Annotated in this window: 15 protein-coding genes; 8 read left to right on the plus strand and 7 right to left on the minus strand. The window is 51.3% G+C overall.

What is annotated here, in order from left to right:
- From dnaA to K5621_RS00025, 5 genes are all read left to right on the plus strand, one after another.
- Positions 1-1,389, plus strand: a complete 1,389-nt coding sequence (gene dnaA, locus K5621_RS00005; protein ID WP_100143522.1) for a chromosomal replication initiator protein DnaA — start codon at positions 1-3, stop codon at positions 1,387-1,389.
- A 15-nt stretch (positions 1,390-1,404) separates the two neighbouring features.
- Positions 1,405-2,505, plus strand: coding sequence for a DNA polymerase III subunit beta (gene dnaN, locus K5621_RS00010; protein ID WP_028780941.1), 1,101 nt, complete (start codon positions 1,405-1,407; stop codon positions 2,503-2,505).
- A 19-nt stretch (positions 2,506-2,524) separates the two neighbouring features.
- On the plus strand, positions 2,525-3,607 hold the full coding sequence (gene recF / locus K5621_RS00015) for a DNA replication/repair protein RecF (protein WP_208184301.1): 1,083 nt from the start codon (positions 2,525-2,527) through the stop codon (positions 3,605-3,607).
- A gap of 16 nt (positions 3,608-3,623) precedes the next feature.
- Positions 3,624-6,041, plus strand: a complete 2,418-nt coding sequence (gene gyrB, locus K5621_RS00020; RefSeq protein WP_221050125.1) for a DNA topoisomerase (ATP-hydrolyzing) subunit B — start codon at positions 3,624-3,626, stop codon at positions 6,039-6,041.
- A gap of 129 nt (positions 6,042-6,170) precedes the next feature.
- Positions 6,171-7,223, plus strand: coding sequence for an HDOD domain-containing protein (locus tag K5621_RS00025; RefSeq protein ID WP_245003119.1), 1,053 nt, complete (start codon positions 6,171-6,173; stop codon positions 7,221-7,223).
- A 39-nt stretch (positions 7,224-7,262) separates the two neighbouring features.
- Here the strand turns inward: K5621_RS00025 and glyS are convergent, their stop codons facing one another.
- Both glyS and glyQ read right to left on the minus strand, forming a co-directional pair.
- Complete coding sequence (glyS, locus tag K5621_RS00030; protein ID WP_221050126.1) at positions 7,263-9,332, minus strand: glycine--tRNA ligase subunit beta; 2,070 nt, start codon at positions 9,330-9,332, stop codon at positions 7,263-7,265.
- A gap of 10 nt (positions 9,333-9,342) precedes the next feature.
- A complete protein-coding gene (gene glyQ, locus K5621_RS00035; protein ID WP_028780936.1) occupies positions 9,343-10,248 on the minus strand; it encodes a glycine--tRNA ligase subunit alpha in 906 nt (301 codons plus the stop codon).
- Positions 10,249-10,357: 109 nt separating this feature from the next.
- Here glyQ and K5621_RS00040 point away from each other — a divergent pair, with 109 nt between their 5' ends.
- Entirely contained in the window at positions 10,358-10,921 is a 564-nt protein-coding gene (locus K5621_RS00040) for a DNA-3-methyladenine glycosylase I (protein WP_028780935.1), read from the plus strand.
- 401 nt (positions 10,922-11,322) lie between these two features.
- Here K5621_RS00040 and K5621_RS00045 read toward each other — a convergent pair whose 3' ends face one another.
- The 5 genes from K5621_RS00045 to fadB form a co-directional block, all read right to left on the minus strand.
- Positions 11,323-14,499, minus strand: coding sequence for an amidohydrolase family protein (locus K5621_RS00045; RefSeq protein ID WP_221050127.1), 3,177 nt, complete (start codon positions 14,497-14,499; stop codon positions 11,323-11,325).
- 100 nt (positions 14,500-14,599) lie between these two features.
- Positions 14,600-15,070 carry an MOSC domain-containing protein gene (locus K5621_RS00050; protein ID WP_221050128.1) on the minus strand — a complete coding sequence of 157 codons (471 nt, stop codon included), beginning with the start codon at positions 15,068-15,070 and terminating at the stop codon, positions 14,600-14,602.
- Positions 15,071-15,093: 23 nt separating this feature from the next.
- Positions 15,094-15,339, minus strand: coding sequence for a sulfurtransferase TusA (gene tusA / locus K5621_RS00055; RefSeq protein WP_025011832.1), 246 nt, complete (start codon positions 15,337-15,339; stop codon positions 15,094-15,096).
- Positions 15,340-15,671: 332 nt separating this feature from the next.
- Positions 15,672-16,835, minus strand: coding sequence for an acetyl-CoA C-acyltransferase FadA (fadA, locus tag K5621_RS00060; RefSeq protein ID WP_221050129.1), 1,164 nt, complete (start codon positions 16,833-16,835; stop codon positions 15,672-15,674).
- A gap of 21 nt (positions 16,836-16,856) precedes the next feature.
- Complete coding sequence (gene fadB / locus K5621_RS00065) at positions 16,857-19,007, minus strand: fatty acid oxidation complex subunit alpha FadB (protein ID WP_028780930.1); 2,151 nt, start codon at positions 19,005-19,007, stop codon at positions 16,857-16,859.
- A 236-nt stretch (positions 19,008-19,243) separates the two neighbouring features.
- On the opposite strand from fadB, the gene pepQ reads away from it, so the two are divergent.
- A complete protein-coding gene (gene pepQ, locus K5621_RS00070) occupies positions 19,244-20,566 on the plus strand; it encodes a Xaa-Pro dipeptidase (protein WP_221051095.1) in 1,323 nt (440 codons plus the stop codon).
- On the plus strand, positions 20,559-21,173 hold the full coding sequence (locus tag K5621_RS00075) for a YigZ family protein (RefSeq protein ID WP_221050130.1): 615 nt from the start codon (positions 20,559-20,561) through the stop codon (positions 21,171-21,173). Before pepQ ends, K5621_RS00075 begins: the two co-directional genes overlap by 8 nt.
- Positions 21,174-21,212 lie beyond the last annotated feature (39 nt).

A 21,212-nucleotide genomic window follows, 5' to 3' on the forward strand; every position in this document is an offset into this window, starting at 1 on the left:
GTGGCGGTTTCACTTTGGCAGCAATGTATCGGACGACTGCAAGATGAGCTTTCTGCTCAACAATTCAGTATGTGGATCAGACCGTTACAAGCCGAAATGGATGGGGATACCCTAGTGCTATATGCACCAAATCGGTTCGTGCTTGATTGGGTTCGTGATAAATATCTCAACATTATCAATCAGTTTTTTACTGAGCATTTGGGCAATGATGCACCAAAACTCAGGTTTGATATTGGTAGTCGTCCGTCGACCAAGCCCCAGGTGCAGGCCCCAACTGCGACCAAGGCCTCTGTCAGCGCGCCCAAGAGTGCGGCAGGTAAAGGTGCAACCTTTAACACAGCTGCCGAGCCGGCCGTAAACCACAGTTATCGCAGCAATATTAACCCTACTTACCAGTTCGATAACTTTGTTGAAGGTAAGTCCAACCAACTGGGTAAGGCGGCCGCATTGCAAGTGGCTGAAAACCCGGGTGGTGCCTATAACCCTCTGTTTCTATATGGCGGTACCGGTCTGGGTAAGACTCACCTGCTGCACGCCGTAGGCAACGGCATTATCAAGAATAATCCCAACGCTAAAGTGGTCTATATGCACTCAGAGCGCTTTGTGCAGGACATGGTCAAGGCGTTGCAGAACAATGCTATCGAAGACTTCAAGCGTTACTACCGTAGCGTAGATGCCCTGTTTATCGATGACATTCAGTTCTTTGCCAATAAAGATAGATCCCAGGAAGAGTTTTTCCACACCTTTAATGCCTTGCTTGAGGGCAATCACCAGATCATTTTGACATCGGATCGTTATCCGAAAGAGATCGATGGCGTGGAAGATCGGCTCAAGTCGCGCTTTGGCTGGGGTCTTACTGTGGCCATCGAGCCGCCTGAGCTGGAAACCCGGGTCGCCATTTTGATGCGCAAGGCGCAGGAGAGTGGGATCAACTTGCCGGATGAAGTGGCCTTCTTCATTGCCAAGCGTTTGCGCTCCAACGTGCGTGAACTGGAAGGGGCATTGAACCGGGTTATCGCCAATGCCAACTTTACCGGTCGGCCAATAACCATTGATTTTGTGCGCGAAGCCTTGCGTGACCTCTTGGCTCTGCAGGAAAAATTAGTCACTATAGACAACATTCAGAAAACAGTGGCTGAATACTACAAGATCAAGATGGCCGATATGCTGTCCAAGCGCCGTTCCCGCAGTGTGGCGAGACCGAGGCAGATGGCCATGGCATTATCTAAAGAATTAACCAATCAGAGCTTACCTGAGATAGGTGATGCCTTTGGTGGTCGTGACCATACAACTGTGCTGCATGCCTGCCGCAAGATTGCGCAACTGCGGGAAGAGAGTCACGACATTAAAGAAGATTATGCCAACTTGATTAGAACCTTATCTTCTTAATCAGGGAACAGGACCATGAAATTTTCGATCGATAGGGATGCCCTATTAAAGCCGCTCCAGTTGGTCAGTGGCGCGGTGGAAAGACGCCATAACTTGCCCATTCTGGCAAACCTCCTGGTGGAAGTAAGTAATCACTCACTCAAGATGACGGGTACAGATCTTGAGGTGGAATTGGTCGGCAGTGCCGAGGTCAGTGGCGAAGTGCAGGAAGGTCGTACCACAGTGCCGGCCAAGAAACTGCTCGATATCGTCAAGTCACTGCCTGAGCAGAGCGAAATCAAGATCGAGCAGCAGGAAAACAAGTGGCTGCTTCGCAGCGGTCGCAGCCGTTTCTCGTTGGCGACGCTACCGGCGGAAGAATATCCCAATGTCGAGAGTTTCCAGCCCGCTATCGAATTTAGCCTCAAGCAGGGCACACTCAAGTCATTGATAGATGCCACTCAGTTTTCCATGGCCAACCAGGATGTGCGTTACTACCTCAACGGCTTGCTGCTGGAAACCGAGGGTAATGTACTGCGCGCCATTGCAACAGATGGTCACCGCTTGGCTCTGAGCCACAGAGAGATAGCAGCCTCTTTGCCGGAAAATCAGGTGATCGTGCCTCGTAAAGGGGTGATGGAGCTGGCTCGCCTGCTGGACAGTGAAGATCAGGATATCCATATTGCCATTGGTGATAACGCCATTCGTGCTACCACAGCCAGCGCCGTGTTCACCAGTAAGCTGGTGGACGGTCGCTTCCCGGATTATCGCCGGGTACTGCCCAAAGGCGGCGACAAGATAGTGCTGGCCAGTCGCAATCAGCTTAAGCAAGCACTATTGCGGGCATCTATCCTGTCCAATGAGAAATTCCGTGGTGTCAGGGTGCAGCTGGAAAATGCGCTGCTCAAGATCACCGCCAATAACCCGGAGCAGGAAGAAGCCGAAGAGATCATCGATGTGGATTACGCCGGTCAGCCGCTCGAAATCGGCTTCAACGTCTCTTATCTGCTGGATGTGCTCAATGGCCTCAAGGCCGATGAAGTGAGGATCACCCTCAGTGACGGTAACTCCAGTGCCTTGATTGAAAACCACGTCGAGGAAGACTCCATGTACGTGGTGATGCCGATGCGCCTCTAGGGGCGACTTTGGGCCATAAATGAGTCTAACTCGTCTCAATATCCAAGCTTTTCGTAATATCGATTCAGCCCAACTGCTCCCCGGCACTGGGCTGAATCTTATTTACGGCCAAAATGGCAGTGGCAAAACCAGTGTCCTGGAGGCGATTTACTTTCTGGGGATGGGGCGCTCGTTTCGCAGTCATCTGTCTCAGAGGGTGATCAATAACCAACAGGATCAGTTGACCCTGTTTGCCAATTTGAGCCTGCCCTCCGGTGACAGTAAGTTAGGGCTGCGGCGGTTTCGCAGCGGCGAAACCGAGGTCAGAATGGATGGCGAGAAGATAAAGCGCCTGTCTGTGCTGGCCGACACCCTGCCTATTCAGGTAATAACTCCAGAGAGCTTTTCGCTATTGTTTGAAGGCCCCAAGGCCAGGCGTCAGTTTATCGATTGGGGCGCGTTTCATTGTGATCCTCAGTTCTATCAGGCCTGGGTCAATGTAAGGCGGATCCTCAAACAACGTAATCAATTGCTTAAGGATGGCGCTGCCTACCAGCAAATCGCATACTGGGACCGGGATTTTATCCGTTATACCGAGTTGGTCACCGAGATACGAAAGGCATATGTAGACTCGTTAAATGAGCTACTTAAGGGTATAATCGGGGAGTTTTTACCACAGGTTGATATCAAGGTTTCCTTTACCCGTGGTTGGGATAGTAAAACGGAGTTTTCGGCCCTGTTACAGGCGTCTTATTCCCGGGATCTATCCATGGGGCACACCGTCAGTGGCCCCCATAAAGCCGACTTGAGACTCAGAGTGGGTAATCTACCCGCTCAGGATGCTTTGTCCCGTGGTCAGCTGAAGTTGTTGGTGTGTGCACTGCGAATAGCACAAGGAAAGTTGCTTAAACAACAAATAGATAAGAATAGTATCTATCTGGTCGACGATCTGCCGTCAGAGTTGGATGCGAAACACAGGAAGTTATTGCTGCGGCAGTTGAGTGAAACCGGGGCGCAAGTGTTTGTCACTGCGATTGACCCGGCAGCAATATCAGATTCATTAAGCACGCCCCCAAGCCGGATTTTTCAGGTGGAACAGGGGCGGGTAACGGTCATTGAATAACCGATGAGAGAATAATATGTCAGAGAACAGTTACGATTCTTCGAGTATTAAGGTCCTTAAGGGCCTTGATGCGGTACGTAAAAGACCTGGGATGTATATTGGTGATACCGACGATGGCACGGGTCTGCATCACATGGTATTCGAAGTCGTCGATAACTCTATCGATGAAGCTTTGGCGGGCCACTGCAGTGACATAGTGATCACCATTCATGTTGATGGCTCTGTTTCCGTCAAAGACGATGGTCGTGGTATTCCGGTCGCCATTCACCCCGAAGAAGGGGTATCGGCTGCCCAGGTTATTATGACAGTGCTGCACGCCGGCGGTAAGTTCGATGACAACTCCTATAAAGTTTCCGGTGGTTTGCACGGTGTGGGTGTGTCCGTGGTTAACGCCCTGTCGGAAAAGCTGCAGTTGACCATTCGCCGCGATGGCAAGGTTTATGAGCAGTTCTACAAGCATGGTGAGCCGCAAGAGCCTATCAAGGAAATCGGCGAAGCGACCAAGACAGGTACTGAAATTCGTTTCTGGCCCAGCCATGAAACCTTTACAGATACCGAGTTTCATTATGAGTTGCTGGCCAAACGTATTCGCGAACTGTCATTCCTGAACTCGGGCGTGGGTATCCGTCTGGTTGACGAGCGCGACAACAAAGATGAATTTTTCCACTATGAGGGCGGTATCAAGGCCTTCGTAGAATACCTGAACCGTAATAAGACTCCGGTGAATAAGGATGTATTCCACTTCTCCCAAGAGCGGGAAGATGGCATTACTGTCGAAGTGGCCATGCAGTGGAACGATGGTTTCCAAGAGAATATCTTCTGTTTTACCAACAATATTCCTCAGCGTGATGGTGGTACCCACTTGGCAGGTTTCCGGGCGGCATTGACCCGTAACCTGAACAACTACATGGAGAATGAGGGCTTCAACAAGAAGGGCAAGACCAACGCCACTGGTGACGATGCCCGTGAAGGCCTGACCGCTGTAGTATCAGTGAAGGTTCCGGATCCCAAGTTCAGCTCCCAAACCAAAGACAAGCTGGTTTCCAGTGAGGTCAAAGGCGCTGTGGAGCAGACCATGGGTGAGAAGCTGAATGACTATCTGCTGGAAAACCCAGCCGATGCCAAGATGATTGTTGGCAAGATTATCGATGCTGCCCGCGCCCGTGAAGCGGCCCGTAAAGCCCGTGAGATGACCCGTCGTAAAGGTGCCCTGGATTTAGGTGGTTTGCCGGGTAAATTGGCAGACTGTCAGGAAAAAGACCCAGGTCTTTCTGAAATCTACATAGTGGAGGGTGATTCGGCCGGCGGTAGTGCCAAACAGGGCCGAAACAGAAAGAACCAGGCTATTTTGCCACTCAAGGGTAAAATTCTTAACGTAGAGAAGGCCCGCTTCGACAAGATGCTGTCTTCTCAAGAAGTGGCGACTCTTATCACCGCCCTTGGCTGTGGTATCGGCCGTGATGAATATGATCCGGACAAGACTCGTTACCACTACATCATCATTATGACGGATGCTGACGTCGACGGCTCGCACATTCGTACGCTGCTGTTGACCTTCTTCTTCCGTCAGATGCCAGAGCTGATTGAACGTGGCTTTGTTTATATTGCCCAGCCTCCTTTGTTCAAAGTGAAAAAAGGCAAGCAGGAGCAATATCTGAAAGATGAACCGGCATTGACTGAATACTTGACCACTCAGGCTTTGGATGGCGGCTGCATCTATCCATCCAAGGATGCACCGGCCTTGTCTGGTGAAGGCCTGGAGCGTCTGGTTTACCAATATCGTGAAGTGGAAGCCATCATTGAGCGCTTGGAAAAACGTTATCCAACCAATGTGACCAACCGCATGCTGTATCGTCCACGGGTGACAGCCGAAATGCTGGCCGACGAAGCCGCTATGACCACTTGGTGCAAAGGCCTGCTGCAGGATCTCGAAGATGAAGAGAACGGCGGCGTGATCTACAAGATGGAAACTGTGCTGGATCCAGAACGTAAGGTGTATCTGCCGCAGCTCATTGTGCGCAAACACGGTATAGATACCCATTATCTGTTTGGTTATGACTTCTTCCATTCCAGCGATTATGAGCGTATCGCCAAGCTGGGTGAGCAGATCTGTGATCTGATTGAAGACGGCGGTTATGTTAAACGCGGTGAGCGGGTCAAAGAGGTCAGCAGTTTTGTTGAAGCACTTGACTGGCTGATAGCCGAGTCCAAGCGCGGTCTCTATATCCAGCGTTATAAAGGACTGGGTGAAATGAACCCCGAGCAGCTATGGGAAACTACCATGGATCCCGAGAGCCGCCGCATGTTGCAAGTCACCATTGAAGATGCGATAGCGGCCGATCAGCTGTTTACCACTCTGATGGGCGATCAGGTTGAGCCAAGACGCGACTTTATTGAGGCCAACGCCCTCAACGTGGCGAACCTCGACGTTTAATCAAACTGCTTATTTCTTTAAAAGGAAGGCCTCAGGCCTTCCTTTTTTATTGGATGTTCGCCGCGTTTACTTTGTTAAATAGCGATTATACTGAACCATCTTGGGTGAAATCATTGCGCAGGAAATCAATTGATAGGACTCTTCAGGAAACTGTTTAATGTCAGGGAAAAGGTTGAAGTAGAGCGCCCGAAAAGCTTCAACGAAGCACCGCCCAATATTCAGCATGAGCAGCAAGCCTTGAGTCGCTCGCGGGAGACCGGTGCCGAGAGCGATGAGCTGGTGGCCGCCGTCGATGCTACGGCACTGTTTTACAGTTTACTGTTTTCCGTCAGCAGCCAAAATTGCGGTGGTGTTGCCAATAAACTCGAAAAGCGGGTCATGGGCGACATTGAGCAGGCACTGGCCTCACCGCAGCAGATAGCCGATTCTGTACTGCAGATCCCTGGTCGAATACTGGAGCTGGACAACAAACTCAGCGATCCAGAATTTGATAGTCAGGATATAGTCGCGCTTATTCAGCAAGATCCCGTGTTGAGTGCCGAGGTGATCCGCATCTGCAACTCGGCGGCTTTTCGCCGCAGCGAGCGGCAGATAACCAGTCTTCAACAGGCACTGGTTCAATTGGGTAGCAACAAACTGAGACGGATAGTGACTACCTGCATGATGAAAGAGATGATAGATATCAAACCCATCTACTTTCGCCGCTTTGGAGCCCATTTGTGGCGCCATTCACTGCAGGTGGCTTTCCTGGCCGGAGAACTGGAAACCGAAGAACCGGATACTGCTTTTATGGTGGGGCTGCTGCACGATGTCGGCAAGATAGCCATCTTCAAGCTGTTGCTCGATGCTTTCAATCAGGCCGACCCTAGCGAGCAGCCCAAGTCCTGGCTGTTCCGTCAGGTGATGACGACGCGCTCTTTATCACTGAGTAGCCTGCTGGTGAGCTGCTGGCAGTTGCCCAAGGAATTTGAGACTGTACTGCAACCTCTGGCCAATGTCGGTGCCAAGCCGGAAAATCGTTTAAGCCAGCTGATTTGGCAAGCCAATCTGATCAGTGAATGTTCTATGCTGGTGGAAGAGGATAAGTTGCCCCCGGAATTGCTGGACGCCTTGTTGAAAGAAGCCAATATCAGTCGGGAAATGTTTGAACAGTGGCACCAGAAACTACTTGAAATAAAATGAAAAAACGCGCCTTTCGGCGCGTTTTTTAGCTGTTTGGCATCACTGCAACAGTGATATATCGGCCACCCGCAGGAACTGATTTCGCAGCTGGTTCAGCAGTGCCAGACGATTGCGGCGCAGCGCCTCATCGTCGGCCATTACCATCACATCTTCAAAGAAGGTATCTACCGGCTCTTTCAGCGTCGATAGCAGGGTCAATCCCTGTTGATATTCCCCTTTGGCAAACAAGGGCTCAAGTTGTGGCTGAAGTGAGCTCAGAACTTGATTCAGGGCCTTCTCGGCTTCTTCCTGCAGCAGGACTGTATCGACTTCGCTTGGCAGCTCACCTTCAACCTTGGCGAGAATATTGGAAACCCGCTTGTTGGCTGCGGCCAGAGAGGCGGCCTGCTCCAGGCTGCGGAAATGGCTGACAGCCTGGATACGGCTGTCAAAGTCGGCCGGACGTGTCGGCCGACGGGCCAGAACCGCTAGAATCACATCGGTACTGATGCCTTTATCCTGATACCAGGCGCGGAAACGGCCCATCAGAAATTCCAGCACCTCTTCGGCGCAGTTCTGATTGCTGAGGTTGCTGCCGTGAGCCTTGATGGCGCAGGCAATCAGCTCGACCAGATCCAGTGGCAGTTTGTTCTCAACAATGATCCTCAGTACACCTATGGCCGCTCGGCGCAGGGCAAAGGGGTCGGCAGCGCCTTTAGGAGCCTGGCCGATACCGAATATTCCGCTCAGGGTATCCAGCTTCTCTGCCAGTGCAACGGCGCAGGATACCGGCGCTGTCGGCACAGTATCACCGGAGAACTTAGGCTTGTACTGTTCTTCCAATGCCAGGGCAACGGCTTCGGTTTCCCCTTCGAGGCGTGCGTAATGCATACCCATGGTGCCTTGGGTGTCGGTAAATTCCATGACCATATTGGTCATCAAATCGGCCTTGGACAACAGACCGGCCCGCTTGGCATCGGCTTGATTGGCTTCGATTTTGGCCGCAATGGCCTCGGCCACACAGGAGATACGCTCCACTCTGTCTTTAAGGGTGCCCAATTGCTTCTGGAATACCACGGTTTCCAGGCTGGCAATGCGGGACTCGAGTGATTGCTTTTTATCTGTATTAAAGAAGAATTCGGCATCGGCCAGGCGAGGGCGGACAACTTTCTCATTCCCGGCAATGATTTGCGCCGGATCTTTGGACTCAATATTGGTCACAAAGATGAAGTTGGGCATCAGCTTATTGTTGCCATCAAATACCGGGAAGTATTTCTGATCGCCTTTCATTGTGTAGACCAGAGCCTCGGCGGGCACCTGCAAAAACTTCTCTTCGAAAGCCGCTGTCAGTACCACAGGCCATTCAACCAAGGAGGCGACTTCTTCAAGCAGTTCGTCGGCGATATCGGCACGGCCACCCAACTCGGCAGCGGCTTTTTCGGCGTCTGTCTTGATGATATTCATTCTGGCCTGGTAGTCGGCAATCACCTTGCCGCGTTCTTTCAAGCTGCTGAGGTAGTTGTCGGCATGATCCAGCTCGAAGCTGGCTTCGCCCATAAAGCGGTGACCACGAACGGTACGTGCCGAGGTGATCCCCAACAGCTCACCGGCAACCAGCTTGTCACCCAACAACATGGTAACTGTATGCACGGGGCGAATAAATTGAGTCTTGTTACTGCCCCAGCGCATAGGCTTGGGGATAGGCAGCTTGTCCAGTGCGCGCTGGGCCATGGCCGGGATCAGGCTTTCAGTGGTCACACCTTCAACCTTGGCGCGGTGCAGTAGCCATTCACCCTTGTCTGTAACCAGACGCTCGGCTTCGGCAACGCTGATACCATTGCCGCGGGCCCAGCCTTCGGCGGCCTTGGTTGGCTTGCCTTCGGCATCAAAGGCCGAGCTGACTGCAGGGCCTCTTTTCTCAACCACTTTATCCTGTTGTGCCAGAGCCAGTTGCTCTATGTAGAGCGCCAAACGGCGCGGAGCGGCATACCAGTGTGCCTTGCTATAGCTGAGTTCGGCCTTGTCCAGCTCTTCGCAGAAGTTGTTTACAAAAGACTCGGCCAGAGTGCGCAAAGCTTTTGGTGGCAGCTCTTCTGTACCTATCTCTATGAGTAAGTTGTCAAAATTCATTAGTTCTACCTCACTTGCACATTGGGAAGCCCAGGGCTTCACGCGCCTGGTAATAAGCTTCGGCTACCGCCTTGGCCATGGTGCGCACCCGCAGGATGTAGCGCTGACGCTCGGTCACAGAGATGGCGTGACGGGCATCGAGCAGGTTGAAGGCATGTGAGGCCTTCATCACTTGCTCATAAGCGGGCAGAGGCAGAGGTTTTTCCAGTGAAAGCAGGTGCTGACAGGTTTTTTCGCACTGATCGAACAGACCGAACAGGAAGTCGACATCAGCATGTTCAAAGTTGTAGGTCGACTGCTCCACTTCGTTTTGGTGGAACACGTCACCATAGGTGATCCTTCCCATTGGGCCGTCGGTCCAAACCAGATCATAGACGCTGTCTACGCCCTGAATATACATGGCAAGACGTTCTAGACCATAGGTGATTTCGCCGGTTACCGGGCTACATTCGAGGCCACCAACCTGTTGGAAATAGGTGAACTGGCTGACTTCCATACCGTTGAGCCAAACTTCCCAGCCCAGGCCCCAAGCACCCAGGGTAGGTGATTCCCAGTTGTCTTCAACGAAACGGATATCATGGATACTTGGGTCTACACCCAGGGCTTGCAGTGAGCCCAGGTACAACTCCTGAATATTATCCGGTGAAGGTTTCAATACGACCTGAAACTGATAGTAGTGCTGAAGACGGTTGGGGTTTTCACCATAGCGGCCGTCGGTAGGGCGGCGCGATGGTTGGACATACGCGCTGCTCATCGGCTCTGGGCCCAATGAACGCAAAAAGGTTTGTGGATGGAAGGTGCCGGCACCGACCTCCATGTCCAGGGGTTGAACTATGGCGCAACCTTGCTGCGCCCAGTATTCTTGCAGGGTTAAGATAAAACCCTGGAATGTCTTCACGTCGTGTTTCGTCGTCATATCTACTGCTGTCAGCTATTAATAGAAAATGGTTTCGATTATACCTTGTCGATATAGGCTTATGTAGGTTATTTTTTATCGGATTTAACGATTTAAGGGATTTTGAGTAATGGATATAGTTCGTTGTGGCTGGGTGACTGATGATCCTCTCTATCAGGAATATCACGACAAGGTATGGGGAAGGCCGGTTTACGATGCCAAAGAACTGTTTGCCAAGCTCTGTCTCGATGGTCAGCAGGCTGGTTTATCTTGGCTGACCATTCTCAAAAAGCAGGCCAACTATGAACGCGCCTTTGCCGGGTTTGATCCCCGAGTCATTGCCGGGTTCGACCAAGCCAAGATAGAGGAATTGCTACAAGACCCAGGGATAGTGCGCAATCGAGCCAAGGTGAATTCCATAGTTCGAAACGCCAAGGCATATCTGGCATTTGTGGAACAAGGTAATGATTTTTCAGAATTTCTTTGGGGTTTTGTCGGCGGGATACCCAAAATGAATCGCTTTGAAACCCTGACTCAGGTTCCAGCTCAAACACCCGAGTCGGAGGCTATGTCCAAGGCGCTGAAAAAACTGGGGTTTAACTTCTGTGGCCCGACGATTTGCTATGCCTTTATGCAGGCTGTAGGCATGGTCAACGATCATTTGTTGGATTGCTGTTGTTATCCCCATGATTAAATTTTCCCGGCGTCGCCGTTTTTTGCTGCTACTGTTCAGTTCTGGTCCGGGACCTGGGCCCTTTGCGACGATAATCTATCTGCCATTGTGCATGCTATTCTGGATGTTTATCGCATTTGCTTTGGGTCGATTATTGACGCTTAGTGATGGTGCAAGTGTGTTTATTGGAGCGCTATTTACATTGCCAACTCTGGCGCTGGTGAACTTGTGGGCCGTTCGGGTGGGTGATACTTTACTGCGACTCAGCTTTGGCAAACAAGCCATCACACCTACACTCATCCGTTTCCTGTTGCCGGCGCTTGTGAGTTACCTACTGTTATCTTTGGCACTGCTACTGCTTATAAAATAAAAGGATGTTCCACGTGGAACATCCTTCCGTATTTACGTTGGGCTTAATCCTTTTAAATCTCTTCAAAGAAGAAGGGCTGGCGCTGCTTCTTATCACCATTGAGTTGATTCATGGTTTCGGCATCATAGAGTTTGCCATTGACCATAGTATGAGTGACCCTGTCTGTGACCCTAATATCCTCCAGTGGGTTACCGTCGATAACAATAAGGTCGGCTAATTTGCCCGGCGTTATCGAACCAAGCTGATGGTCCATAGCGAAGGTCTTGGCGGGATAAAGCGTTGCCGTCTTCAGCACTTCCATATTGCTCATACCGCCCTGGGCAAACATCCACATCTCCCAATGAGCTGCCAAGCCTTCACGCTGACCATGGGCACCAATGTTGGGATGGATCCCCAATTGATTCACCTCATTGGCGACTCTGGCTACATTGAAGTGGTTGTAATGTTCATCCGGTGCGGTAGGCCTTCTCATGGAGCGAGCCCGCAACAGATCGGCTGGAACATATTTTGACAATCGTGGATGAGCCCAGACATCTGTCTTATCGTACCAATAGTTTTCACCCGAAATGCCGCCATAGGCCACCACCAGAGTGGGGGTGTAACCCACTTGGGTTTGGCTCCAGAATTGCTTAATATCGTCGTAGATTGCTGCGGCCGGCAGGGAATGTTCCACTGTGGTGTGGCCATCGGCAATCATGGTGAGATTATGCTGCAGCAGACTTCCTCCCTCTGGAACCACCATCATCTCCAGTTCTCTAGCCGCGGCTATGACTTGTTGACGCTGATTGCGTCTGGGTTGGTTATAGCTCTTGACGCTGAAAGCGCCGACTTTTTTAAGTCGTTCGAGGTGGAATTTGGCATCATCCAATGAGTCTATGTGGCTGGTGTAGCCTGGTAAGTTGGCTCCATAGAGTATGGTGCCGGTAGAGAATATCCGCGGACCAACAATCTTTCCGGCTTTTTGTTGCTCGCTGGCAGCAAAAATTTCGGTAGTGTCATTGGAGGGATCATGGATGCTGGTAACCCCCAAGGCCAAGCCGGCATATAACTGCCAGTTCTGCTGGGGGATGATTTCGCTTTCACCTTGAGCGCCATGGGCATGGGCGTCAAACAGACCCGGCATCAGTGTTTTACCTGAGATATCCACTATCATAGCATCATCCGGAATAGCCATGCCGGCTTCACCCACGGCTTGGATATGGTTATCTTTCACCAACACCACACCCTTATCTATGACCCTATCATTCTCCATTGTGATGATCTTTCCGCCGATGAAAGCGATTGTTCCACGTGGAACATCCATCTCTGTCTGGAAACCAATCTCAGTAACTTGGACCTTGTCCTTGGCATTCTTCTCTCGATAATCGTTATCCAGGTTCACTTGATAGAGTTCTGGGCCAAGGGTCCAATAGAGCTGATCGCTGTTGGCGCCCCAACTGATACTCTCACCGGCGCGGGTACTGAGCTGTGTTACCGGCAAATTAGTCGCCTTAGGCCCGATATCAACGGTTTCACCATGCTTGGCGAAGGGGGTGACCCAAACCCGGAAACGTTCGGCAAATGCGAGTTGCTTACCATCGGGAGACACCCTGAATTCTGTGGCGTGTTTGCTGGTGTAGTGTACCCGCTTATCGAAACCACTAAGCGATATCGAGGCTAGCTGCGGCGTTTCACCACTCTCCATAAAGTAGACTCTGTCATTGTCGGCACCAAACTGTGGTTGGAAGCCCTGAGCTGAGAGTTTCTTTAGTCCTTTACCATTGCTGTCAACCAAGTAGAGCCCGGGATCCTGACTCCAGGTTTTTGGGGTAATATAGCCACCCGCAATTTTACGAAACACCACCTGTTTGCCATCGGGAGAGAAGGTGGGCTCAATATATTTCCCCGGCTCTTGGGTCAGTGTTGTGGTTTTTCCTCCTCGGGCACTGATGGTTCTAACGCTGCCTTGTTGCTGATCATTCCATGTGGTAAACACCACTCGCTTACCGTCACGGGACCATTGAGGGAATAACTCTTCCAACTGTTCATCCAAACGGGTCAGGCGTTTCGGTTTGCCGTCCGGCAGCTGCTTTATCCAGATTTTTCCCAGAGCTTCGTAGATGACTTTGGTTCCATCTGGCGACACCTGAGCCATGCGCAGCATTTTGACATCCAGTTGTTGCTGATCTATATCCTGCTTAAAGCGCACCGCTGGTTGCACAGCAAGCTCTGTGGTGACATTGAATGGGATCTCTGCCGCTTGCTTGGAAGCCAACTCGAGTTTGTGGATTTTGCCTTTTGCCCAGAAATAGATCTCTGCACTATCTGGACTCCAGGCCATAGTGGGATAAACACCGTGTATCGCCCAGGTTTCCTGCATGTCTCTGTCAAGGTTGCCATAGAGCTTTTGCTCTTTACCGGAAGCCAGATCCAACAGGTATAAGGTTGACTGAAAACCGTCGCGTTTGATATAGGCCAACTGTTTACCATCCGGGCTCGGAGTAGGCTTGATAGCACCACCTGTGCCTTTGATAAGCACTTCAATATCCCCGGTTTGGGTATCGTAGCGCTTTATCTTGTATATGCCTTTGACCGAGTCTTTGGAGTAGTGAAAGGTCTTGCCTGGGGTGGCATCTTGGCTGAAGTAGATGTATCGGCCGTCAGGGGAATAGGCGGGTTCACCCAAGTCTTTCTGATCATTTGGCCGCTCGGTGAGTTTAACTCCTTCGCCACCGGCAATATGATAAAGCCAGACCTCCCCGGCTCCTAGACTGCGGCTGGCTGTGAAGTGCTTTCGCGCCACCAGATACTGGGAGTCTGGGCTCCAGGCCGGGCTGTTGAGCAGGCGGAATGTTTCATTGGTTACCGGACGCGGATTACTGCCGTCAGCATTCATTACCCAGATGTTGTCGCCGCCATCTTGATCCGACGTAAAGGCAATGTATTTGCCATCTGGGCTATAGACAGGTTGCATCTGCCAGGCTATGCCTTGTGCCAGAGGTTTGGCTTCGCCGCCCTGAGCGGGAATTCTGTAGATGTCACCCAGCAGATCAAAAACCAGATATTTGCCATCCGGGCTCAGGCTCAGATTCATCCAGGTACCTTCAGATACCTGAATTTTGGCTTGTTCAAGAGGAGCATTCAGCGGGGCATTGATATCCCACTTGGGGGCTTGATCGTCACTGAATGCCGAAGCTGAAAAGAGCAATGAAACAGCTGTGTACAGAGGGGTTAGTTTAGGTCTCAACATGACAGCGGCCTTATTTTAGTTATCGGTTACCGACTGTCTGTTATCTCACAAATTTGTTAACAGTAAAACCTCAATACTGTATCAATTAGTTTTCCGTTTTTTATAAGTCTAAGTTGCGATTTGGCCAGCTATCGAGTAACTGAACTGGGTCCAGAGGCTTGATTTTTCCCGGATTTATCACTTTGGCAGTACAGCCACCACGCCAACCAGGCGTTAATGCAGCTTCCAACCCAGGGTGTGCTTGCGCCATTTTACCGCAAGGGTCTGTTTCTCCGGTAAGTTCAAGAACCAGCTGTCCACCAATCTTCAGGTATTTACCCACCAACTCAGGTGCAAACTCCAGACCATCCAGCAGCAAGTTGGCTCTGCGGCTCGTCCAGGGAAGCTCTGTCTGCAATTGAGCACAGGCTTGTTGCCACTGTTGTTGAGACAATAGTGTCACTTGACGCTTTCCCGGTTTACCAAAAACATCGCCCTCTACACCTTGAGCCAAACTGACTTCGGCATAAGGCAATAAATCCATTGGGGCGTTTCTTTGCTTTTTATGGGCGATAGCGAGCAGGGTAATCATAGGTTCCTTCCTGATGGAGTTAATTAGAGACCCTTCTTAATCAAATATTGATAAGGCAGGTTATCCGTTTGACTGGCCACCAAGGTGTGGTCCATAAACTGGCAAAAGCTGGGAATATCTCTGGTGGTAGCCGGATCATCGGCGATGATGAGTAGCGTTTCTCCTTCGGCCATATGACGGACTTTTTTACGAACCATCATGACAGGTTCCGGACACCTCAAACCTAAAGCATCCAGTTGATGTTGGGCACTGGCGAAGACCTGACTCATATAACCTCTTACAACGAGAACAACAGAAGTGGCTAATATTACTCCAAGGCAGCGGTCAAACCAAGTTGGCAGCTATTTTTTGTGCTCTACCGCATTGTTCCACGTGGAACATGGTTCTACTCGTTATTCAGTAAGGGGGGTCTAGCTCCACATTTAATCAAAGCGCTTTATTGTCAGCGAGCTGATTTTGTCTTTGTGGACATCAGGTTAATTAAAGGACTATCTCTGTGATGGGGACAAACAACTTTACATAAAAAAACCGCTTAAGAAATAAGCGGTTTTTCATTGAGAAGGGCGGCTTCTCTATGCCCCTCTGTGTTGGCGATATTTACTCAGACACGCTCAAATACGGTGGCAATACCTTGGCCGAGACCAATACACATGGTTGCCAGACCCAAAGTCGCGTCTTTACTCTCCATCAGATTGATCAAAGTGGTGGAGATACGGGCACCCGAGCAACCCAGAGGGTGACCCAAAGCGATGGCACCACCATTGAGGTTAACCTTTTCATCGACCAACTCCATAAGACCTAGGTCTTTCACGCAAGGCAGAGATTGAGCGGCAAAGGCTTCATTCAGCTCAACCAGATCGATATCCGCTATGTTGAGACCTGCGCGAATCAGTGCCTTTTGTGTGGCTGGAACCGGGCCATAGCCCATGATTGATGGGTCACAACCGGCAACTGCCATCGACTTGATACGAGCTCGGATAGGCAGTCCCAGCGCCTTGGCTTTCTCTTCTTCCATCACCAGCATGGCAGATGCGCCATCGGACAGGGCCGATGAGGTACCAGCGGTAACTGTGCCGTTGGCCGGGTCAAACACGGGACGCAGGCCCGCCAGTGATTCCATACTGGTTTCAGGGCGGATCACTTCGTCATAATCTATTTTGATCAAGGCACCATTGGCATCATGGCCTTCGATAGCCTGGATCTCTCTGGCAAAACGGCCTTCAACTGTGGCTGCATGCGCACGTTTGTGCGAGCGAACGGCAAACTCATCCTGCATTTCACGGCTGATACCGTGCATGCGACCGAGCATTTCCGCCGTTAGTCCCATCATACCGGCTGCTTTGGCAACCCGGGTTGCCAGGCCAGGGTGGAAGTCGACCCCATGACTCATGGGAACATGACCCATATGTTCAACACCACCAATGATGAAGGTGTCACCCATGCCTGTCATGATGGCCCTGGCTGCTTGGTGAATGGCTTCCATGGAGGAGCCACAGAGACGGTTTACGGTAACTGCGCCAACCTGCTTGGGGATACCCGCGAGCAGAGAGGCATTACGGGCGATATTGAAACCTTGCTCCAGAGTCTGCTGCACACAGCCCCAGATAACGTCTTCTATGGTGCCGGGATCCAACTGGGGATTACGTACCAGCAGGGCCTTCATCAACTCGGCAGAGAGTGTCTCTGCACGAACATTTCTAAATACACCGGCCTTGGAACGGCCCATGGGTGTACGAATGCAATCTACGATAACTGCTTGTTTCATGGTTAAAATCCTTTCCGCAAATTAGGCCTGATAGTAAGAACCGTTGTTGGCTGCCAGTTCACGCATGCCATCGGTCACCTGGTAGAGTCCCCCCAGGTGGGCGTATTTGTCAGCCAGGGCGACAAAGTTGGCAACGCCCATGGTATCCAGATAGCGGAACACACCGCCTCTGAATGGTGGGAAGCCAAGACCATATACCAGACCCATGTCGGCTTCGGCCGGGGTGGCGACTATGCCTTCTTCCAGGCAACGTACGGTTTCTATAATCATGGGGATCATGGTGCGGGCGATGATTTCATCGCTACTGAACTCTTTGAGTTCACCGAATTCGGCCTGCAGTAATTCGTAGCTGACAGGATCCTTGTCTTTCTTCGGCTTACCACGCTTATCCACAGAATACTGGTAGAAACCTTTACCGTTCTTCTGCCCCAGGCGTTCATGGCCAAACATGATATCTATGGCGTCTTTGCCTGTTTTGCCCATACGGTCCGGGAAGCCTTCGGCCATGACGGCCTGGGCGTGATGGCCTGTATCCAAACCGACTACATCCAGCAGATAAGCCGGGCCCATAGGCCAACCAAACTGTTTCTCCATCACCTTGTCGACGGCGATAAAGTCTGCACCATCGGCCAGCAGGCCGTTAAAACCGGCGAAATAGGGGAAGAGTACCCGGTTAACAAAGAAGCCGGGGCAGTCGTTGACCACTATAGGCGTCTTACCCATCTTGCTGGCATAGGCCACTACAGAGGAGATGGTTTCTTCCGAGCTGTGTTCGCCACGGATCACTTCCACCAGTGGCATCTTGTGCACGGGGTTGAAGAAGTGCATACCGCAGAAGCGGGAAGGGTCTTTCAGACTCTTAGCAAGCAGGTTAATCGAGATGGTTGAGGTGTTGGACGCTATGATGGCATCGGCAGCTAGCTGCTGCTCGACTTCGGCCAACACAGTCGCCTTAACCTTGGGATGTTCTACTACCGCTTCTACTACTATATTGGCGTCTTTGACGGCGTTGTAGTCGAGCGATGGGGTGATGTTATTGAGCACTTTGGCCATCTTGGCCGGGGTGGAGCGACCACGCTCTACCTGGGCCGTCAGTAGCTTGGCCGCTTCGTTAAGGCCGAGATCCAGCGCCTTCTGCGCTATGTCCTTCATCACAATCGGCGTACCCTTGCTGGCACTTTGGTAGGCGATACCGCCGCCCATAATGCCTGCGCCTAATACCGCGGCTTGTTCAATGTTCTTGGCTTGTTTGGCGGCCTTCTTGGCTTTGCCTTTGACCAGTTGGTCATTGAGGAAGATGCCGATCAGCGCCTTGGCCACATCTGTTTTGGCCAGTTGAATAAAGGCTTGATGTTCTACCAATAAGGCTTCTTCGCGCCCCAGACCGGCTGCCTTTTCCACAACGTTAACCGCCGCCATTGGTGCCGGATAGTGCTTGCCGGCAACGGAAAACACCATGCCCTTGGCTGTGGTGAACGACATCATGGCTTCCAGCTTGGGCAGTGTCAGTGGCGACTGTTTACGTTGACGGCGGCTCTGCCAGTCAAGTTTGCCAGCCAGCGAGTCCTGTAGCATCTGTAGTGCTGCGGCCTGGAGCTGCTCTGGAGCCACTACTGCGTCTACAGCGCCGACTTTGAGAGCGTCTTCCGGGCGTTGGTCTTTGCCTGTGGTGATCCACTCCAGTGCATTGTCTGCACCTATCACTCTGGGTAGGCGCACTGTGCCACCGAATCCCGGGATGATCCCCAGCTTGGTTTCCGGCAGGCCGATTCGGGCACTGGTGTCGGCAATGCGGAAGTCTGTGGCCAAAATGGTTTCGCAACCACCGCCCAGGGCAAAACCATTGATAGCAGAAGCAGTTGGGAAAGGCATGTCTTCCAGCTTGTTGAATACCGCATTGGCTTGCTGCAACCATGACAAGAGTACTTCATCTTCCTGGGCGAACAACCCAAGGAACTCAGTGATGTCGGCACCGACAATAAAGGCATCTTTGGCCGATGTCAGCAGAAGTGCCTTAACGCTGGATTCTGCTTTGATGGCGTCCAGTGCCTCATCCAGAGAAGTCAGGGTGGCGCGGTCGAATTTGTTTACCGATCCTTCGGCATTGAAGCAAAGGCGGGCGATATTATTCTCGAGTAACTCAACCTGAATCATCGAATTTTGGTAGATCATTGCTTGCATCCTTATTGCTTAGGAGTAGGGCAGCTCAGGCCATCATTTGACCAGTTGTTGCTCAGTGTGCTTCGAAAAAAGGAAAAATACAACACCCAATTTAAACGATCGTTTAATTGCTTGCCGGTTAGCTGCAAATTTCAGCTTTGTGATACACTGCACATTGGCTTTTGTTGTAACTGTGAACAGCTTCCAATAGCAAGGGGAACCTTGATTTCAGATAACAGGAACGGCTTATTATGCAACTGGCTCAGCATTATCAATCACATATAAACACTCTTAATCAAAGGGTTGCCGAGATTTGTGCCCGTGAGGGACTGTCTGGATTGGCAATTCATTCGGGTCAACCCCACAGGCAGTTTCTGGACGATATCGATTACCCCTTCAAGGTGAATCCCCATTTCAAGGCCTGGGTGCCTTTACTGGAAACACCTCACTGTTGGCTGCTGGTCAATGGTCGTGACAAGCCTGTACTGATCTTCTACCGTCCCGAAGACTTCTGGCATAAGGTGACAGATCTGCCGCAAAGCTTCTGGTGTGACAGCTTCGATATCCGTATTTTGACCAAGGCCGATAAGGTGGCGGACCTTCTGCCTGTGGCCGAAGGTCGCTGGGCCTATATAGGTGAACACTTGGAAGTGGCTTCTGTGCTCGGGTTTAACAACTGTAATCCCGAAGCCGTAATGAGTTACATGCACTTTTATCGTGCCTGTAAGACAGATTACGAGTTGGAATGTATGCGTCAGGCTAACCGCATTGCGGTCAAGGGCCATCGCGCGGCCAAGAACGCCTTCTACAGTGGTGCCAGTGAGTTTGAAATCCAGCAGCAATATCTAAGTGCCATAGCACAAGGGGAGAATCAGGTTCCTTATGGCAACATCATAGCCCTCAACCAAAATGCGGCTATTTTGCATTACACTGCGTTGGAGCATGAAAGCCCACAGCAGAGGTTGTCTTTTCTGATCGATGCAGGTGCTTCTTTCCACGGCTATGCCGCCGATATCAGCCGTACCTATGCTTTTGAAAAAAATAGGTTCCATGAGCTTATCCAGGCGATGAATCTACTGCAGCTTCAACTGATTGAGCACTTGCGACCCGGCAAACGTTATACCGAGCTGCATCTGCTGGCTCATCAACAGCTGGCGACTCTGTTACTTGAAGTCGGTCTGGCCAAAGGCTCACAAGAGACGCTGCTGGAGCAGGGCATTACCCGGGCGTTCTTCCCTCATGGGCTGGGGCATATGTTGGGATTGCAGGTGCATGATGTCGGTGGTTTCTTCAATGACGAACGCGGCACTCATGTGGCCCCTCCGGAAGAGCACCCGTTTCTGCGCTGCACTAGGACTATGGCGCCCGGGCATGTCGTAACCATAGAACCCGGGCTCTACTTCATCGACAGCCTGTTGGCGCCACTCAAACAAGATGGCCGCAAGGCGTTGGTGGATTGGGATCTGATCGCCAGTTTGCGCCCGTTTGGTGGGATCCGTATCGAAGACAATGTCATAATTCACGCCCATAGCAACGAAAATATGACTCGAGAGTCTGGTCTCATTGATTGAAAGTTATCCCATTGCGGCCGAGGAGCTGGAATATGAAGAGGAGATAAAGCACAGCCGCTTTATCTCTCTGGTATTTCCCTGTCATTCGCCGGAAGAGTTTAAACAGCAATTACAACAGATAAAGCAGCGTTATCCCGGTGCAAGTCATTATTGCCAGGCATTTATTTGTGGTGCACCCATGGGGCAGTCGACCATGGGCTCGAGTGATGACGGCGAGCCGGGTGGTAGTGCCGGTCGTCCCATGTTGGCGGTGTTGCAAGGTGCTGGCATAGGTGAGATTGGCGCGGTTGTAGTGCGTTACTATGGCGGCACCAAGTTGGGTGTGGGTGGGCTGGTTCGTGCCTACAGTAGTGGGCTCAAGCAGATGTTGCCCCGGCTGGCGACCAAGACCAAAATGCTCAGGGAAAAAGGCAGTTTGGTTTGCCGTTACGACCAACTGCCCGATGTCGAACATCTGTTGCAGAGGCTCGATGTGTTGATAGAAGAGCGGGAGTTTACTGACAATATTCGCCTGACACTGGCCGTGCCATTATCTGTTACCGAGAATATCAATAACGAGTTGGCTCCCATGAGCCAAGGCCAGTTAAAGGTAGATTTTTCAGTGTGAACACTCTGATAACTTGTGCGACAATGTAGGGTTTTATTG

Origin of the sequence: Shewanella carassii (assembly GCF_019670705.1) — a bacterium.
GTDB classification, from domain to species: Bacteria; Pseudomonadota; Gammaproteobacteria; order Enterobacterales; family Shewanellaceae; genus Shewanella; species Shewanella carassii.

Bases quoted from the DNA above. Each gene is read 5' to 3' on its own strand.
- dnaN (WP_028780941.1), top strand. From the start codon at position 1,405: ATGAAATTTTCGATCGATAGGGATGCCCTATTAAAGCCGCTCCAGTTG.
- recF (WP_208184301.1), top strand. From the start codon at position 2,525: ATGAGTCTAACTCGTCTCAATATCCAAGCTTTTCGTAATATCGATTCA.
- gyrB (WP_221050125.1), top strand. From the start codon at position 3,624: ATGTCAGAGAACAGTTACGATTCTTCGAGTATTAAGGTCCTTAAGGGC.
- glyS (WP_221050126.1), bottom strand. From the start codon at position 9,332: ATGAATTTTGACAACTTACTCATAGAGATAGGTACAGAAGAGCTGCCA.
- glyQ (WP_028780936.1), bottom strand. From the start codon at position 10,248: ATGACGACGAAACACGACGTGAAGACATTCCAGGGTTTTATCTTAACC.
- K5621_RS00040 (WP_028780935.1), top strand. From the start codon at position 10,358: ATGGATATAGTTCGTTGTGGCTGGGTGACTGATGATCCTCTCTATCAG.
- K5621_RS00045 (WP_221050127.1), bottom strand. From the start codon at position 14,499: ATGTTGAGACCTAAACTAACCCCTCTGTACACAGCTGTTTCATTGCTC.
- K5621_RS00050 (WP_221050128.1), bottom strand. From the start codon at position 15,070: ATGATTACCCTGCTCGCTATCGCCCATAAAAAGCAAAGAAACGCCCCA.
- tusA (WP_025011832.1), bottom strand. From the start codon at position 15,339: ATGAGTCAGGTCTTCGCCAGTGCCCAACATCAACTGGATGCTTTAGGT.
- fadA (WP_221050129.1), bottom strand. From the start codon at position 16,835: ATGAAACAAGCAGTTATCGTAGATTGCATTCGTACACCCATGGGCCGT.
- fadB (WP_028780930.1), bottom strand. From the start codon at position 19,007: ATGATCTACCAAAATTCGATGATTCAGGTTGAGTTACTCGAGAATAAT.